The sequence below is a fragment of the Pseudomonas sp. UBA6699 genome, from assembly GCF_002454615.1.
GTDB classification, from domain to species: Bacteria; Pseudomonadota; Gammaproteobacteria; order Pseudomonadales; family Pseudomonadaceae; genus Aquipseudomonas; species Aquipseudomonas juntendi.
This window is the reverse complement of sequence record NZ_DKJF01000099.1, coordinates 1-15,313: the sequence shown is the minus strand read 5'-3', so window position 1 is coordinate 15,313 and position 15,313 is coordinate 1. Positions and strand designations below refer to the sequence as shown.

The 15,313-nt window shown below is 63.6% G+C and carries 15 protein-coding genes; 11 read left to right on the top strand and 4 right to left on the bottom strand.

Annotated features, from left to right (window positions below; translation table 11 throughout):
• Positions 1 to 35: 35 nt before the first annotated feature.
• A complete protein-coding gene (locus B3361_RS19085; RefSeq protein WP_054906129.1) occupies positions 36 to 620 on the bottom strand; it encodes an ACP phosphodiesterase in 585 nt (194 codons plus the stop codon).
• A gap of 150 nt (positions 621 to 770) precedes the next feature.
• Between B3361_RS19085 and B3361_RS19080 the strand changes: the two genes are divergently transcribed.
• Both B3361_RS19080 and B3361_RS19075 read left to right on the top strand, forming a co-directional pair.
• Positions 771 to 1,073, top strand: a complete 303-nt coding sequence (locus B3361_RS19080) for an ArsR/SmtB family transcription factor (protein WP_054906130.1) — start codon at positions 771 to 773, stop codon at positions 1,071 to 1,073.
• 16 nt (positions 1,074 to 1,089) lie between these two features.
• Positions 1,090 to 2,139 carry an alkene reductase gene (locus B3361_RS19075; RefSeq protein WP_009686830.1) on the top strand — a complete coding sequence of 350 codons (1,050 nt, stop codon included), beginning with the start codon at positions 1,090 to 1,092 and terminating at the stop codon, positions 2,137 to 2,139.
• A 51-nt stretch (positions 2,140 to 2,190) separates the two neighbouring features.
• On the opposite strand, the gene B3361_RS19070 is transcribed toward B3361_RS19075, so the two are convergent.
• From B3361_RS19070 to B3361_RS19060, 3 genes are all read right to left on the bottom strand, one after another.
• On the bottom strand, positions 2,191 to 3,015 hold the full coding sequence (locus B3361_RS19070) for a hypothetical protein (RefSeq protein ID WP_054906131.1): 825 nt from the start codon (positions 3,013 to 3,015) through the stop codon (positions 2,191 to 2,193).
• Between the two features lie 87 nt (positions 3,016 to 3,102).
• Entirely contained in the window at positions 3,103 to 4,098 is a 996-nt protein-coding gene (locus tag B3361_RS19065; RefSeq protein WP_054906132.1) for an NAD-dependent epimerase/dehydratase family protein, read from the bottom strand.
• Positions 4,099 to 4,147: 49 nt separating this feature from the next.
• Entirely contained in the window at positions 4,148 to 5,038 is an 891-nt protein-coding gene (locus B3361_RS19060; protein WP_029887119.1) for a LysR family transcriptional regulator ArgP, read from the bottom strand.
• Between the two features lie 100 nt (positions 5,039 to 5,138).
• Between B3361_RS19060 and B3361_RS19055 the strand changes: the two genes are divergently transcribed.
• From B3361_RS19055 to B3361_RS19015, 9 genes are all read left to right on the top strand, one after another.
• A complete protein-coding gene (locus B3361_RS19055) occupies positions 5,139 to 5,738 on the top strand; it encodes a LysE/ArgO family amino acid transporter (protein WP_009686826.1) in 600 nt (199 codons plus the stop codon).
• Between the two features lie 219 nt (positions 5,739 to 5,957).
• The gene (locus tag B3361_RS19050; protein WP_009686825.1) at positions 5,958 to 6,554 is read left to right on the top strand and encodes a superoxide dismutase; all 597 of its coding nucleotides are present in this window, start codon (positions 5,958 to 5,960) and stop codon (positions 6,552 to 6,554) included.
• 260 nt (positions 6,555 to 6,814) lie between these two features.
• The gene (locus B3361_RS19045; protein WP_286920317.1) at positions 6,815 to 8,866 is read left to right on the top strand and encodes a putative bifunctional diguanylate cyclase/phosphodiesterase; all 2,052 of its coding nucleotides are present in this window, start codon (positions 6,815 to 6,817) and stop codon (positions 8,864 to 8,866) included.
• Positions 8,867 to 9,010: 144 nt separating this feature from the next.
• Positions 9,011 to 10,345 (top strand): imelysin family protein, encoded by a 1,335-nt coding sequence (locus B3361_RS19040; RefSeq protein WP_009686823.1) that lies wholly within the window; start codon positions 9,011 to 9,013, stop codon positions 10,343 to 10,345.
• 145 nt (positions 10,346 to 10,490) lie between these two features.
• The gene (locus B3361_RS19035; protein ID WP_054906135.1) at positions 10,491 to 10,973 is read left to right on the top strand and encodes a hypothetical protein; all 483 of its coding nucleotides are present in this window, start codon (positions 10,491 to 10,493) and stop codon (positions 10,971 to 10,973) included.
• Positions 10,974 to 10,985: 12 nt separating this feature from the next.
• Complete coding sequence (locus B3361_RS19030; RefSeq protein WP_029887115.1) at positions 10,986 to 11,372, top strand: hypothetical protein; 387 nt, start codon at positions 10,986 to 10,988, stop codon at positions 11,370 to 11,372.
• Positions 11,373 to 11,482: 110 nt separating this feature from the next.
• Positions 11,483 to 12,910 carry a di-heme oxidoredictase family protein gene (locus B3361_RS19025; RefSeq protein WP_054906133.1) on the top strand — a complete coding sequence of 476 codons (1,428 nt, stop codon included), beginning with the start codon at positions 11,483 to 11,485 and terminating at the stop codon, positions 12,908 to 12,910.
• 18 nt (positions 12,911 to 12,928) lie between these two features.
• Positions 12,929 to 13,993 carry an imelysin family protein gene (locus B3361_RS19020; protein WP_009686819.1) on the top strand — a complete coding sequence of 355 codons (1,065 nt, stop codon included), beginning with the start codon at positions 12,929 to 12,931 and terminating at the stop codon, positions 13,991 to 13,993.
• A 2-nt stretch (positions 13,994 to 13,995) separates the two neighbouring features.
• Positions 13,996 to 15,093, top strand: coding sequence for a DUF1513 domain-containing protein (locus B3361_RS19015; RefSeq protein WP_054906134.1), 1,098 nt, complete (start codon positions 13,996 to 13,998; stop codon positions 15,091 to 15,093).
• The last annotated feature ends 220 nt before the right edge of the window (positions 15,094 to 15,313 follow it).

Below are 15,313 nucleotides of genomic sequence, written 5' to 3'. Positions count from 1 at the left end.
CTTGCCGGCGATAGGGCCGCAACAGGCAACCAACATCAGCCGCCTGACACCCGCCCCGCCGCTGCAAACGCCTGCAATTGCGGGTAGAACGCGCGAAAGTCCGCCAGCAGCGGCTCGTACAGCCGCTCCAGCTCCACCATCACCCCCGCCATCGCGTCTGGCCGCGACAGCCGCCGGCCGATGCCGTTGAACACCTGTTCCAGCGTGGCGAAGTCGCCATAAGCGCCCAACCAGTCATCGGCAGCCATGAACGGCGCAATGCGCGCCAGCCGCCCCGGCAGCTCAGGCTCCGCCAGCAATACCCGATAAAACGCGCCCGTGAACTGCGCCAAGGGCTGCTCGGCATAGTCGTGCCAATGCCGCGCCAGGCAGTGGTCGAAAAACACGTCCAGCACGATGCCGGCGAAGCGCCGCCGCTCACGCGGGAACCGCGCCAGCGCCGCCAGTACCAAGGGGTGCCGGTCGGTATAGCTGTCGATATGCCGGTGCAATCGGATAGCCGCCTCCAAAGCAGGCGGGAAGCGCCCGTGCAGCGAGCCTTTGACGAAATCGCCGTACAGGCTGCCCAGCAGTTGTTGCGGGGCCGGCCCGCCCAGGTGCAAATGTGCGAGGTAGTTCATGAGCGCAGTCTACCACCGCGGCGCCCAATATCGTTATAACGCGATATAGCGATTTGAACTCAGCTAAGCACCACTGGATATTTGGATATCGGCATTCAGCGATTTATATTTCGCCCTATCGCGATATACCGCTACAACGAGCCTCACGCCATGCCACTCGATCTCGACGAAATCATAAAAGCGCTGGCCCACCCGGTCAGGCGAGAAATTCTCAGCTGGCTGAAAGACCCGGCAAACCAGTTCCCGGACCAGTACCACAGCACCGAAAACGGTGTGTGTGCCGGGCAGATCGACCAACGCTGCGGCCTTTCGCAGTCGACCGTCTCCGCCCACCTGGCCACCTTGCAGCGTGCCGGGCTGATCAGCAGCCAGAAGATCGGCCAATGGCATTTCTTCAAACGCAACGAAGCCACCATCCAGGCGTTCCTGGAACAACTGCGCCAAGCGCTTTGACCAGCAGGTAACTGACATGACCACGCTTTTCGATCCGATCACCCTGGGCGACCTGCAGTTGCCCAACCGCATCATCATGGCCCCACTCACTCGCTGCCGTGCAGACGAGGGTCGCGTGCCCAATGCCCTGATGGCCGAGTACTACGTCCAACGCGCCAGCGCCGGGCTGATTCTCAGCGAGGCAACCTCGGTCACCGCCATGGGCGTCGGCTACCCGGATACGCCCGGTATCTGGAACGATGAGCAAGTCCGCGGCTGGACCAATGTCACCAAGGCCGTGCATGGCGCGGGCGGGCGCATATTCCTGCAGCTGTGGCACGTGGGGCGTATCTCGCACCCCAGCTACCTGAACGGCGAACTGCCGGTGGCCCCCAGCGCGATCCAGGCCAAGGGGCATGTCAGCCTGGTACGCCCGCTGAGTGACTACCCCACCCCGCGCGCACTGGAAACCGAAGAAATCAGCGACATCGTCGAGGCCTACCGCAGCGGTGCGGAAAACGCCAAGGCCGCCGGTTTCGATGGTGTGGAAATTCACGGCGCCAATGGCTACCTGCTCGACCAGTTCCTGCAAAGCAGTACCAACCAGCGCACCGACCGCTACGGCGGCTCGCTGGAAAACCGCGCGCGCCTGCTGCTGGAGGTGACCGATGCAGCCATCGAGGTGTGGGGGGCCAACCGGGTCGGCGTGCACCTGGCACCACGTGCCGACGCCCACGACATGGGTGACGCCGACCGTGCCGAGACGTTCACGTACGTTGCCCGCGAACTGGGCAAACGCGGCATCGCCTTCATCTGCTCGCGGGAGCGTGAAGCCGACGACAGCATCGGGCCGTTGATCAAGGCGGCGTTTGGTGGGCCATACATCGTCAACGAGCGTTTCGACAAGGCAAGTGCCAATGCAGCCCTGGCCGATGGCAAGGCCGATGCGGTGGCGTTCGGGGTGCCGTTCATTGCCAACCCGGACCTGCCGGCACGCCTGGCAGCAGATGCACCGTTGAACGAGGCGCACCCCGAAACGTTCTATAGCAAGGGGCCGGTGGGGTATATCGATTACCCGCGCCTGTAACCCAGCGAACCCGCTGCTACCGTGCACCTGTAGCAGCGGGTTCAGGCCATTTCAGGGCCGAGCGTTGATTTGCTGCTGCAGGTTCTGGATCTGGCTCTGTAGGGTGTTGAGGTTGCGCGTGGTCTGCCCGCGGAACGCATCGAACTCCTGCACCGATGCGCCACTCGAGCCCGACGAGCCGCGGTTTTCCATTTGCGTCTTGAGCACCAGCACGTCCTGCTCCAGGCTTTCGATCGCCGCACTCGGGTTGCCCTGCTTCTTCAGCGCAGCCACCTCTTCGCTCAGGTTTTTGAGCTGCCCATCAAGCTTGCCACCGTCTACCTGGCCCGACTTCAACGCCGCCAGCTCGGCATTCACCGCCTTCAACTGCGCCTGCAGCTGGCCTTGCAATTCGGTCACGGCTTTCTGCTGCTCACGGGTATCGGCCAGCACCTGCTCCAGGCGCTTGCCCAGGTCGCCGGCCTGGCCAGCCACGCCTTGCTGCTGCTTGCTCTGCTCGGCCAGGCTGGCCTGCAACTGGCGGATCTGCAGCTTGAGCGCCTCGCTGCCGGTGTTGACCGACGATTCGCTGGCAGCGACCTTGCCACTGATTGCCTGCAAGCGCCCCGCTGCATCTTCGCTGATGCGGGCAAAGCTTTCCTGGGTGGCCACCAGTTGCTGCTCCATCAGCGAGATCTGCTGGAAGCTCCACCAGCCCAGCCCGGCCAGGGCTATGAACGAGGCCCCCAGCAGCACCCACAAAGGCCCGGTGCTGGCCGGCCTGGCCGCCTTCTGGCGGCTACGGGCCACGTGCGCCGGCAACAGTTCGTCATCATCAGGGGTGCCGGCCCGCAGGGTTGGCACATCATCGAAATCGTCGTGAGCATGGTTGCGCATGGGTGAGTTCAACCGCGGTAATAGCAAAGAAACAGGAGTATAAACCGCTCGCGCGGCGCACTGCTGACCCTAATCGGCGCGCCGCGTTCACTGCCCCGGGGGCTGATGTTTCCACCAGGCGCAGAATTCATCCAGCGCCGTCCACAGGCTGACCTTCGGCTGATAGTCCAGGTATTGCCTGGCGCGGCTGATGTCGAGGGTGAAATCACGGCTCATGACCTGCATTCCCAACCGCGACAAGGTCGGTTGCGGGCGCCCCGGCCATAGCATGCAGGCGGCTTCGTTGAGCGCAGCCAGGCTGTAGGCCAGGCCGTAGGAACGGTAGCGGGTCACCTGCGGCAACTGCATCTGGCGCATCACGTAGTTGACCACGTCCCACAACGGCAGCGGCTGGCCGTTGCTGATGTTGTAGGCTTGGCCCAATGCCCGGTCATCGGCGAACAGGGCGCTGAGCAGTGCCTCGTTGAGGTTGTGCACACTGGTGAAATCAACCTTGTTCAGGCCATTGCCGATGATCGCGACCCGGCCCTTGCGCTGCATCTGCATCAGCCGCGGGAAGATGCTGGCATCGCCGGCCCCGGTGACGAAGCGGGGGCGCAGTGCCAACACCTCGAGGCCGAACTCCTGCGCGCCGAACACTTTCTGCTCGGCCAGGTACTTGGTTTTCCCATAATGGTCATGGAACCGGCGCGGCAGCTGGTCTTCCCGGATGTCGAGGCGCGAGCGGCCGTTGAAGTACATGGACGGCGACGACAGGTGTACCAGGCGCCGCACGTGCTCCTTGAGGCACCCTTCGACCACGTTCTCGGTGACCACCACGTTGGCTTGGTGGAAATCCTGATAACGCCCCCAGTGCCCCACAGCGCCGGCACAGTGCACCACCGCTTCGACGCCCTGGCAAAGGCGCCGGGCCAGCTCGGCATCGTTCAGGTCGCCGGGGATGAACTGGGCACCGCGCTTGACCAGGTGCTCCACCCCCTCCGCACGGCGGCCGCTGACCCGCACGTCCAGGCCCTGCTCCAGGGCGAAACGCGCAAAGCGCCCGCCAATGAAGCCACTCGCGCCGGTGACCAGAATTCGCATGTAACACTCCGTCTTGCCAGATTTCAGATGCAACTGACGCCAGCCGCGGCTACAACGGCACCAGCCATTGCCCTGCCGTATGCCGCAGATGCTCGGTCAGTTGCGCGAGCAATTGCCCGCCATTGCGCCAATGATGCCAGTACAGCGGCACATCGATGGGGGTATCGCTGCAAATTTCCACCAACTGCCCACCGGCCAGTTGCTCGCGGGCCTGCAATTCGGGCACCAGCCCCCAGCCCAGGCCCGCCTCGGTCATGCGCAGGAAGCCTTCGGATGACGGGCACAGGTGGTGCAGGAAACCATCCTCCATGCCCAGCGACGCCAGGTAGCGGTGCTGCAGGAAGTCGTCCGGGCCGTACACGATGGCCGGGGTGCGGGCCAGGCGGCTGGCGACAAAGCCTTGGGGAAAATGGCGCGCCATGAATCCGGGGCTGGCCAACGCCCGATAACGCATTGCCCCCAACGGCAGGCTGCGTGCCCCGGCCACAGGCCGTTCACTGCCACACAGGCAGGCCGCCACCTCGCCCGCACGCATGCGCTTCAGGCCCACTTCCTGGTCTTCCACCACCAGGTCGGTCAGCACGTTCTGCTGCGCACAGAAGTTGCCCACCGCGCCAGCCCACCAAGTGGCCAGGCTGTCGGCGTTGAGGGCGATGCGCAGGCGCTCTGGCATGCCTTCTTCGTCCAGCGCCGGCACCTGGCGCTGCAGGTCACGTTCAAGCAGGCGTACCTGCTGCACATGGTTGAGCAGCTGGCGGCCGACCTCTGTCGGGCTGGGCGGGGTAGCGCGCACCAGCACGGGCTGGCCGACCCGCGCCTCGAGCAGTTTGATGCGCTGGGAAATGGCCGATTGCGACAGGCCCAGCACTTGCGCGGCACGCTCGAAACCACCCTGTTCGATCACGGCCGCCAGGGCGGCAAGCAGCTTGTAGTCGAACATCGATTTTCCTAATGAGGGATCAGCTTTATTTGTTTTTCTTATATCGCCCTAACCCACACAATGGCCAGCATCTTTTATGACCTGTTCGGAGAGCCTGGCCATGTGGCAAAGCTATCTCAACGGCATGCTGGTGGCCTTCGGCCTGATCATGGCCATCGGCGCCCAGAATGCCTTCGTACTTGCTCAAAGCCTGCGCCGCGAGCACCACCTGCCGGTGGCAGTGCTGTGCATCGTCTGCGATGCCATCCTGGTGGCGGCCGGTGTGTTTGGCCTGGCCACCGTACTGGCGCACAACCCGACCTTGCTGGCGATCGCCCGCTGGGGCGGTGCGGTGTTCCTCATCTGGTACGGGGCCAAGGCCTTGCGCAGTGCCTGCTCCAAGCAAAGCCTGCAGCACCAGCAGGGCCAGGGCACACGCTCACGTCGCGCGGTACTGCTCAGCGCCTTGGCGGTGACGTTGCTGAACCCGCACGTGTACCTCGACACGGTGTTGCTGATCGGCTCGCTGGGCGCCCAGCAGACCGAGCCCGGGGCTTATGTGGCCGGGGCCGCCAGCGCTTCACTGCTGTGGTTCTCGACCCTGGCGCTCGGCGCGGCCTGGCTGGCCCCGTGGCTGGCGCGGCCGGCAACCTGGCGCATGCTCGACCTGATGGTGGCGGTCATGATGTTTGCGGTGGCGGCGCAGTTGATCTTCAACTGATCCCAAGGGCCCTGGCAGGCAGAGCCCGAGACCACCGGTCGGCATGGCTCGACCGCCGCGGAACCTCTATTCCCTATGTTTGTTGCGTGGTTATGCGCCGGACCCGGTGCTATGATCCAGCCCTTGCGTCGCAAAGAGTAAAAACTCGCCGACGCTGATCGGGCCGCCCGTGATCGGCCTTGCGCAAACCGCAAACAGACCTGAATCAGGAGATCCACCATGGCTTTTGAATTGCCGCCGCTGCCGTACGCCCACGATGCCCTGCAGCCGCACATCTCCAAGGAAACCCTGGAGTATCACCACGACAAGCACCACAACACCTATGTCGTGAACCTGAACAACCTGGTCCCAGGCACCGAATTCGAAGGCAAGTCCCTCGAAGAAATCGTCAAGGCCTCTTCGGGCGGCATCTTCAACAACGCCGCTCAAGTCTGGAACCACACCTTCTACTGGAACTGCCTGTCGCCAAACGGCGGCGGCCAGCCAACCGGCGCCCTGGCCGATGCCATCAACGCGGCCTTCGGTTCCTTCGACAAGTTCAAGGAAGAGTTCACCAAGACTTCGGTCGGCACCTTCGGTTCCGGCTGGGGCTGGCTGGTGAAGAAAGCCGACGGCTCCCTGGCCCTGGCCAGCACCATTGGCGCCGGCTGCCCGCTGACCAGCGGCGACACCCCGCTGCTGACCTGCGACGTCTGGGAACACGCCTACTACATCGACTACCGCAACCTGCGTCCGAAGTACGTCGAGGCGTTCTGGAACCTGGTCAACTGGGCCTTCGTTGCCGAGCAGTTCGAAGGCAAGACCTTCAAGGCCTGAGTCACCCAGCCTTGAACAGAAAACCCGGCCATGTGCCGGGTTTTTTTGTGCCTGCCAGGGGCCGCCGCGCCGGTACACCGAGCCGCACGGTTTTGCTTGCTCAGGCGGCAGAGCGCGCTAACATCAAATCTTTGGAAGATTGAGACAGCGCACTCAAGTTGCAGGGGCAGGCAACCGATACACTGCTCATGGTAGGCCGATAGTGTATCGTCATCGTTGATGGCAAAATGATGCCATGCGCATGGATTAAGGAAACCCCATTGAAGCTGGAATTGCGGAACAGCTTGTCGGTCAAGTTGCTCAGGGTCGTGCTGCTGTCGGCGCTGGCGGTCGGCGTACTGCTCAGCTGTGCGCAAATTGTCTACGACACCTACAAGACCCGCCAGACCGTGAACAACGATGCCCAGCGCATCCTCGACATGTTCCGCGACCCGTCGACCCAGGCGGTGTACAGCCTCGACCGTGAAATGGGCATGCAGGTGATGGAGGGCCTGTTCCAGGACGAATCGGTACGCATGGCGTCCATCGGCCACCCCAATGAAACCATGCTGGCAGAAAAGTCCAGGCCGCTGCGGGACACCTCCATGCGCTGGCTGACCGACCTGATTCTCGGCCAGGAACGTACCTACACCACGCAACTGGTCGGCCGCGGCCCCTACAGCGAATACTACGGCGACCTCAGCATCACCCTCGACACCTCTTCGTATGGTGAAGATTTCCTGATCAACGCGGTCATCATCTTCATCTCCGGCGTACTGCGCGCCCTGGCCATGGGCCTGGTGCTGTACCTGGTCTACCACTGGCTGCTGACCAAGCCGCTGTCGAAGATCATCGAGCACCTCACGCAGATCAACCCCGACCGCCCCAGCCAGCACCAGATCCCGCTGCTGAAGGGGCACGAAAAGAACGAACTGGGCCTTTGGGTCAACACGGCCAACCAGTTGCTGGCTTCGATCGAGCGCAACACCCACCTGCGTCACGAAGCGGAAAACAGCCTGCAGCGCATGGCCCAATACGACTTCCTGACCGGCCTGCCCAACCGCCAGCAGCTGCAACAGCAACTGGACAAGATCCTGGTCGACGGTGGCCGCCTGCAACATCGGGTGGCGGTACTGTGCGTGGGCCTGGACGACTTCAAGGGCATCAACGAACAATTCAGTTACCAGGTGGGTGACCAACTGTTACTGGCCCTGGCCGACCGCCTGCGGGCGCATAGCGGCCGCCTGGGTGCCCTGGCGCGGCTGGGCGGCGACCAGTTTGCCCTGGTGCAAGCCAACATCGAGCAGCCCTACGAAGCTGCCGAACTGGCGCAAAGCATCCTGGATGACCTGGAGGTGCCATTCGACCTCGATCACCAGCAGATCCGCCTGCGCGCCACCAACGGCATCACCCTGTTCCCGGAAGACGGCGACAGCACGGAAAAGCTACTGCAGAAAGCCGAGCAGACCATGACCCTGGCCAAGGCCCGCTCGCGCAACCGCTACCAGTTCTACATTGCCAGCGTCGACAGTGAAATGCGCCGCCGCCGCGAGTTGGAGAAGGACCTGCGCGAAGCCCTGCCGCGTAACCAGCTGTACCTGGTGTACCAGCCACAGATCAGCTACCGCGACCACCGCGTGGTCGGCGTGGAGGCCCTGCTGCGCTGGCAGCACCCGGAGCTGGGCATGGTGCCGCCCGACCAGTTCATCCCGCTGGCCGAACAGAACGGCAGCATCATCAGCATCGGCGAATGGGTACTCGACCAGGCCTGCCGGCAATTGCGCGAATGGCACGACCTGGGCTTCAGCGACCTGCGCATGGCGGTCAACCTGTCTACCGTGCAGTTGCACCACAGCGAGCTGCCGCGGGTAGTCAACAACCTGTTGCAGGCCTACCGCCTGCCACCGCGCAGCCTGGAGCTGGAGGTCACCGAAACCGGCCTGATGGAAGACATCAGCACCGCCGCCCAGCACCTGCTGAGCCTGCGCCGTTCCGGGGCGCTGATTGCGATCGACGACTTCGGCACCGGTTACTCGTCGCTCAGCTACCTGAAGTCATTGCCGCTGGACAAGATCAAGATCGACAAGAGCTTCGTCCAGGACCTGCTTGACGACGATGACGACGCTACCATCGTTCGCGCCATCATCCAGCTGGGCAAGAGCCTGGGCATGCAGGTCATCGCCGAAGGCGTGGAAACCGCCGAGCAGGAAACCTACATCATTGCCCAGGGCTGCCACGAGGGCCAGGGCTATCACTACAGCAAGCCGCTGTCGGCGCGTGAACTGACTCACTTCCTCAAGCAAGCCCAACGTAATCAAGTCTCGATGCTCTGAACCTGCTCGCCCGGCCAAGCCAGCGACCTGGATTTGCATGAAATGCGCCCCCGCCCCTTTACAGCAAATGCAAATCTTTCGCATGATGTTGCCGTTTCGCATGCCTAGGCGCACTGTCCAACCACACGACGCAGGAAACCCATAATGATTCGAATGCCTCTGGCCTCCGCCAGTCTGCTGGCCATGGCCATCGCCCTCGCCGGTTGCGGCGAAAAAGACGACAAGGCTGCCGCTGCGCAAGCGCAGGCACCCGCTGCCGCCAGCACCACCGCTGCAGCGCCAGGGGCTGTCGACGAAGCCGCTGGCAAAGCCGTGGTCAAGCATTACGCAGAAATGGTCTATGCCGTGTACAGCGACTCGCTGAGCACCGCAAAAACCCTGCAGACCGCTGTCGACGCCTTCCTTGCCAAGCCAGACGATGAAACCCTGAAGGCTGCCAAGCAAGCCTGGGTTGCTGCACGCGTGCCTTACCTGCAGAGCGAAGCCTTCCGCTTCGGCAACACCATCATCGACGACTGGGAAGGCCAGGTGAACGCGTGGCCGTTGGACGAAGGCCTGATCGACTATGTCGACAAGAGCTACGAGCATGCCCTGGGCAACCCCGCCGCCAGCGCCAACATCATCGCCAACACCGAGATCCAGGTCGGCGAAGAAAAGATCGACGTCAAGGACATCACCCCCGAGAAGCTGGCCAGCCTGAACGAACTGGCAGGGTCCGAAGCCAACGTCGCCACGGGCTACCACGCCATCGAATTCCTGCTGTGGGGCCAGGACCTCAACGGTACCGGCCCAGGCGCCGGCGCCCGCCCGGCGTCGGACTACCTGGAAGGCCAGGGTGCTACCGGCGGCCACAACGAGCGCCGCCGCGCCTACCTCAAAGCCGTGACCCAGTTGCTGGTCACCGACCTTGAAGAGATGGTCGGCAACTGGGCTCCGAACGTCGCCGACAACTACCGCGCCAAGCTCGAAGCCGAGCCGGTCAACGATGGCCTGCGCAAGATGCTGTTCGGCATGGGCAGCCTGTCGCTGGGCGAACTGGCCGGTGAACGCATGAAGGTTTCCCTGGAAGCCAACTCGCCGGAAGACGAGCAGGACTGCTTCAGCGACAACACCCACTACTCGCACTTCTACGATGCCAAGGGTATCCGCAATGTCTACCTGGGCGAGTACACCCGCCCGGACGGCACCAAGGTCAGCGGCCCGAGCCTGTCGTCGCTGGTAGCCAAGGTTGACCCGGCGGCCGACGCCACCCTCAAGGCCGACCTGGAGGCCACCGAGGCCAAGATCCAGGTCATGGTCGACCATGCGCAGAAAGGCGAGCACTACGACCAGTTGATCGCCCCCGACAACGCTGCCGGCAACCAGATCGTTCGCGATGCCATTGCCGCCCTGGTCAAGCAGACCGGTGCGATCGAACAGGCTGCGGGCAAGCTCGGTATTGCCAACCTGAACCCGGATACCGCGGACCACGAGTTCTGATTCAGTAACGGCGCCTCACCCCGAACGCCCGGCCTTGTGCCGGGCGTTTGCGTTTGTGCTGCAGGTGCTGTGGTTCCAGATGCCTGTCCTGCCTTTCGCCCTTCATTCTGGCCCCATTCACGGGATCACCAGGCCGGAGGGCGCAGTGCTACAGATTCTTGATGTTTGGGGGGAAGGCCGAATCGTTCAGCGCGTGGGGGGCAAGGACATCATTACCGGCTTCACTCACGCCTATAACCTGAATAAAGTCGGCCAGCGCATTTCCAACGGGCCGCGCACAGGCGAGCGCATCCCCCACCTGTATCAGGTCGATGAATACGATGCGCCCCGTTTCCCGCTGGACACCCGCGCCATACCCCACCTAACCCTGATGGGCGCCCCCATCACTTACCACGTGGCCCTGGAGATGTGCAGGGTGCTTGCCCACTCCGGCAAGATCTACCTGTACGACCCCAACGAACCCGACCGCAAGATGTTCGAGGCTGTCGCCTTTGCCCAGGGCCTGCAGCTGCTGGGGCGCTTCGACCCCGCCGAACTGGACCCGCCTTTCAACGAGATCACCTTGCTTGGCGTTTACGTCTACCGCAGCCCGAGCAGCCCGCTACCCCGCCCAGAAACCCGACCGTAAAAGGACCTTCACATGGCCAGCGTCACCTACCTGTGCTCCATCGCCAACAACACCCCCTACACCCTGACCGTGGTCGACGGTGAGAACCGCAGCAAAAGCGTTGCAGTCGGCGCCCAGCACGCCTGGAACGGCGAACTGGCCGTACCGTGGATCGGCAATACCAATGAAAACCACAAAGCCTTGCGCCTCATTCTCGGCCCCGCTGCCGAAGCCAGCATCTGGGTCTTCCAGGATTACTGGAAACCGGCCCACGAGAATGCCATCAAACAGCTCGCTGCCCACACCATGGACTATGACAGTGACGAGGTCATCGAAGTGGCCGGCAACAATCGCAATGGTGGCCACAAGAACCTGATCGTCAGCCTGGTGAACCGCCAGTTCAAGCTGCATATCGCCTGAGGGCCACAAGCAACGACGATTTCATCGAGCAAACGCAAATTGCTCTTATTCAATGATCCTGGGCCTGCTAAGCTTGCACGCCGGTTTTTTGCTCAAGCCCAGGATTCTCGATGTCCTTGTCGCTGTTTCGACTCAGCCCCTTGCTGCTGGCCTTTGCCCTCGCTGCCTGTGACGACGCCCCGCGCTTCACCCAGGCCGAGCCCGGCGAAGCCTTGTCGGCTGGCCTGGCCACCGTACAGCGCAGTGACCGCAACGCCTACGCCCAGCCCTCGGCCAACCTTTCGCCGGAACGGCGGCTGGACTTCGCCGTAGGCAACAGCTTCTTCCGCAGCCCCTGGGTGATCGCCCCCTCTACCACGACTGCACGCGATGGCCTGGGCCCGCTGTTCAACACCAATGCCTGCCAGAACTGCCATGTGCGCGACGGCCGTGGTCATCCCCCAGCCGCCAATGACAGCAACGCCGTCGGCATGCTGGTGCGCCTGTCTATCCCCGACCAACCCTACCTGGCCAAGGTGATCGAGCGCATCGGCGTGGTGCCGGAACCGGTCTATGGCACCCAGTTGCAAGACATGGCCATCCCCGGCGTGGCCCCGGAAGGCAAGGTGCGGGTGAGCTATGCCCAGCACACGGTGACGTTCGAGGATGGCCATCAGGTGCAACTGCGCAAGCCAAGCCTGCAAATCACTCAGTTGGGCTACGGCGTGATGCACCCCGACACCCGGTTTTCCGCACGGGTGGCCCCGCCGATGATCGGCCTGGGCCTGCTCGAAGCCATCCCCGAAGCCGCCCTGCTGGCCAACGAAGACCCCGACGACCGTAACCACGACGGCATTCGCGGGCGAGCCAACCGGGTATGGGATGACGCCCAGGGCAAGACCGTGGTCGGGCGCTTCGGCTGGAAGGCCGGCCAACCCAACGTCAACCAGCAGAACGTGCACGCCTTCGCCGGCGACATGGGCCTGACCAGTACCCTGCAGCCCAAGGACGACTGCACGGCGGCACAAGCCGCGTGCCTGGCTGCGCCCAATGGCGATGGCGCCGATGGCGAGAAGGAAGTCAGCGACAACATTCTGCGCCTGGTCACCTTCTATACCCGCAACCTGGCCGTGCCGGCACGCCGCGACGTGGGCGCGCCACAGGTGCTGGCGGGCAAGAACCTGTTCTACCAGGCCGGCTGCCAGGGTTGCCATACACCGCAGTTCACCACCGCCGCCGATGCAACCGAACCAGAGCTGGCCAACCAGGTCATCCGCCCCTACAGCGACCTGCTGCTGCACGACATGGGGCCGGGCCTGGCCGACGAGCGCACCGAATTCGCCGCCAACGGCCAGGACTGGCGTACCGCGCCGCTGTGGGGCATCGGCCTGAGCGAAACGGTCAGTGGCCACAGCCAGTTCCTGCACGATGGCCGCGCGCGCAACCTGCTCGAAGCCGTGCTTTGGCATGGCGGCGAAGCCGAAGCGGCACGCAATTTCGTTCTCACCTTCAATGCCGAGCAGCGCGCCGCGCTGCTGGCGTTCCTGAATTCCCTTTAAACGCGCAAAGGAGCCGGCATGTTCCGACCCAAATTGTTGTTCACCAGCCTCGCCGCACTCGCCCTTGGCGCCTGCTCGCCGCAGGACCCGCAAGCAGTGACCTCCGCCGCCATCGCCAAACAGGTGATCCTGCCCACCTACAGCCGCTGGGTCGAAGCCGACCGTACCCTGGCCGCCAGCGCCTTGGCCTACTGCGAAGGCAAGGAAGACCTGGAAAAGGCCCGTGCCGACTTCCTCAACGCACAAAAAGCCTGGGCTGAACTGCAACCGCTGCTGGTGGGCCCTCTGGCCGAAGGCAACCGCGCCTGGCAGGTGCAGTTCTGGCCCGACAAGAAAAACCTGGTCGGCCGCCAGGTAGAGCAATTGGTCAACGGCGACAAGCCAGTCGATGTGGCCGCCCTGGGCAAGGCCAGCGTGGTGGTGCGTGGGCTGTCGGCCTATGAATACATTCTGTTCGACAGCAAGCCGGACATCGCCACAGCCGAACAGAAGGCCCGTTATTGCCCGCTGCTGGTCGCCATCAGCGAGCACCAGAAGCTGTTGGCCGAGGACATCCTCAAGAGCTGGAACAGCACCGACGGCATGCTCTCGCAGATGACCAAGTTCCCCAACCAGCGCTACGCCGATTCCCACGAGGCCATTGCCGACCTGCTGCGCTCCCAGGTGACCGCACTGGATACGCTGAAGAAAAAACTCGGCGCCCCCATGGGCCGCCAGAGCAAGGGCATCGCGCAGCCGCTGCAGGCCGAGGCCTGGCGCAGCCACAGCTCACTGAAAAGCCTGGAGGCCACCCTCAAGGCTGCCCAGACCGTGTGGGTTGGGGTCGACAACCAGGGTTTGCGCGGCCTGCTGCCCAGCGATCAGAAAGCGCTGGCAGACAAGATCGACGCCGCCTACGCTACCTCGCTCAAACTGCTGGCCGACAACCAGAAGACCCTTGGCGAGTTGCTGGCCGACGACGCCGGCCAACAAACCCTCAACCAGCTCTATGACAGCCTCAACGTGGTCCACCGCCTGCACGAAGGCGACCTGGCCAAGGCGTTGAACATACAGCTGGGCTTCAATGCCAACGACGGTGACTGATCATGCTGCGACGCCAGGCAATCAAACTCGGTAGCGTAATGCTCAGCGCCCTTACCCTGGGTGGCTGGAGCCTGTTCCGCAACAAAGGCAGCGAACCCTTGCTGCTCTCGGCGCGTGACGACGGCGACGGCAAGCACTATGCCGTGGGGTTCCGCCTGGACGGCACCCAGGTGTTCAGCACCCAGGTTGCCCAGCGTTGCCATGCCATCATCCATCATCCTGAACAGCCGATCGCCCTGTTCGTCGCTCGCCGCCCCGGTACCGAAAGCTACCTGGTCGACTTGCGCGACGGGCGCTTGCTGCAAACGGTGGTTTCGCAAGCGGACCGGCACTTCTACGGCCATGCGGTGGTGCACAAAAGCGGCGAATGGCTGTACGCCACCGAGAACGACACCCGTGACCCGGGGCGGGGCGTGCTAGGCGTCTACCGCTTCGAAGGTGCGCGCCTGGTACACACCGGCGAGCTCCCCACCCACGGGATTGGCCCGCACGAGGTGGCCTGGCTACCCGACGGCGAGACCCTGGTGGTGGCCAACGGCGGGATCCGCACCGAGGCCGAAAGCCGGGTCGAGATGAACCTCGATGCCATGGAGCCGAGCCTGGTGCTGATGCAGCGTGACGGCACCTTGTTGAGCAAGGAAACCCTCGCCCAGCAGATGAACAGCGTGCGCCACCTGGCAGTGGGCAGCGATGGCACCATTGCCGCCTGCCAGCAGTTCATGGGCGACGCCGATGAAACGGCCGAGTTGCTGGCCATCAAGCGCCCGGGCGAGCCGTTCAAGGCCTTTCCGGTGCCCGAGCAGCAACTGCAGGCCATGGCCCAGTACACCGCCAGTGTGGCTATCCACAGCGAGCTGCGGCTGGTGGCGCTGACCGCGCCACGGGCCAACCGCCTGTTCGTCTGGGACCTGGACAGCGGCGCTGTGCGGCTCGACGCCCCTATGCCCGACTGTGCCGGGGTCGGTGCCGTCAAGGACGGTTTTGTCGTGACCTCCGGGCAGGGCCGCTGCCGCTTCTACGATTGCACCAAGGCACAACTGGTCGGGCAACCGATGAGCCTGCCGTCCGGGTTCTGGGACAACCACCTGCATCTGGTCTGATTGATCCGTGACCTTCACCGGCCCAATCGCCGGCAAGCCGGCTCCCACATGGATTGCATCAGGGCTGGCAGATGTTCGTCAGAAGATATGCAGCGCCTGTGAGAGCGAGCGCCGCCCGCGCGGCGCAATCGAGAGCTGCGCTCGATCCTAGTATGTTGTGACTGACCTGGCGGGAGAAGTTATTCTCGTCAGGCTGAAGAAGCCCTTCCGGGGAGGCCGA

Bases quoted from the DNA above. Each gene is read 5' to 3' on its own strand.
- B3361_RS19085 (WP_054906129.1), bottom strand. From the start codon at position 620: ATGAACTACCTCGCACATTTGCACCTGGGCGGGCCGGCCCCGCAACAA.
- B3361_RS19080 (WP_054906130.1), top strand. From the start codon at position 771: ATGCCACTCGATCTCGACGAAATCATAAAAGCGCTGGCCCACCCGGTC.
- B3361_RS19075 (WP_009686830.1), top strand. From the start codon at position 1,090: ATGACCACGCTTTTCGATCCGATCACCCTGGGCGACCTGCAGTTGCCC.
- B3361_RS19070 (WP_054906131.1), bottom strand. From the start codon at position 3,015: ATGCGCAACCATGCTCACGACGATTTCGATGATGTGCCAACCCTGCGG.
- B3361_RS19065 (WP_054906132.1), bottom strand. From the start codon at position 4,098: ATGCGAATTCTGGTCACCGGCGCGAGTGGCTTCATTGGCGGGCGCTTT.
- B3361_RS19060 (WP_029887119.1), bottom strand. From the start codon at position 5,038: ATGTTCGACTACAAGCTGCTTGCCGCCCTGGCGGCCGTGATCGAACAG.
- B3361_RS19055 (WP_009686826.1), top strand. From the start codon at position 5,139: ATGTGGCAAAGCTATCTCAACGGCATGCTGGTGGCCTTCGGCCTGATC.
- B3361_RS19050 (WP_009686825.1), top strand. From the start codon at position 5,958: ATGGCTTTTGAATTGCCGCCGCTGCCGTACGCCCACGATGCCCTGCAG.
- B3361_RS19040 (WP_009686823.1), top strand. From the start codon at position 9,011: ATGATTCGAATGCCTCTGGCCTCCGCCAGTCTGCTGGCCATGGCCATC.
- B3361_RS19030 (WP_029887115.1), top strand. From the start codon at position 10,986: ATGGCCAGCGTCACCTACCTGTGCTCCATCGCCAACAACACCCCCTAC.
- B3361_RS19025 (WP_054906133.1), top strand. From the start codon at position 11,483: ATGTCCTTGTCGCTGTTTCGACTCAGCCCCTTGCTGCTGGCCTTTGCC.
- B3361_RS19020 (WP_009686819.1), top strand. From the start codon at position 12,929: ATGTTCCGACCCAAATTGTTGTTCACCAGCCTCGCCGCACTCGCCCTT.
- B3361_RS19015 (WP_054906134.1), top strand. From the start codon at position 13,996: ATGCTGCGACGCCAGGCAATCAAACTCGGTAGCGTAATGCTCAGCGCC.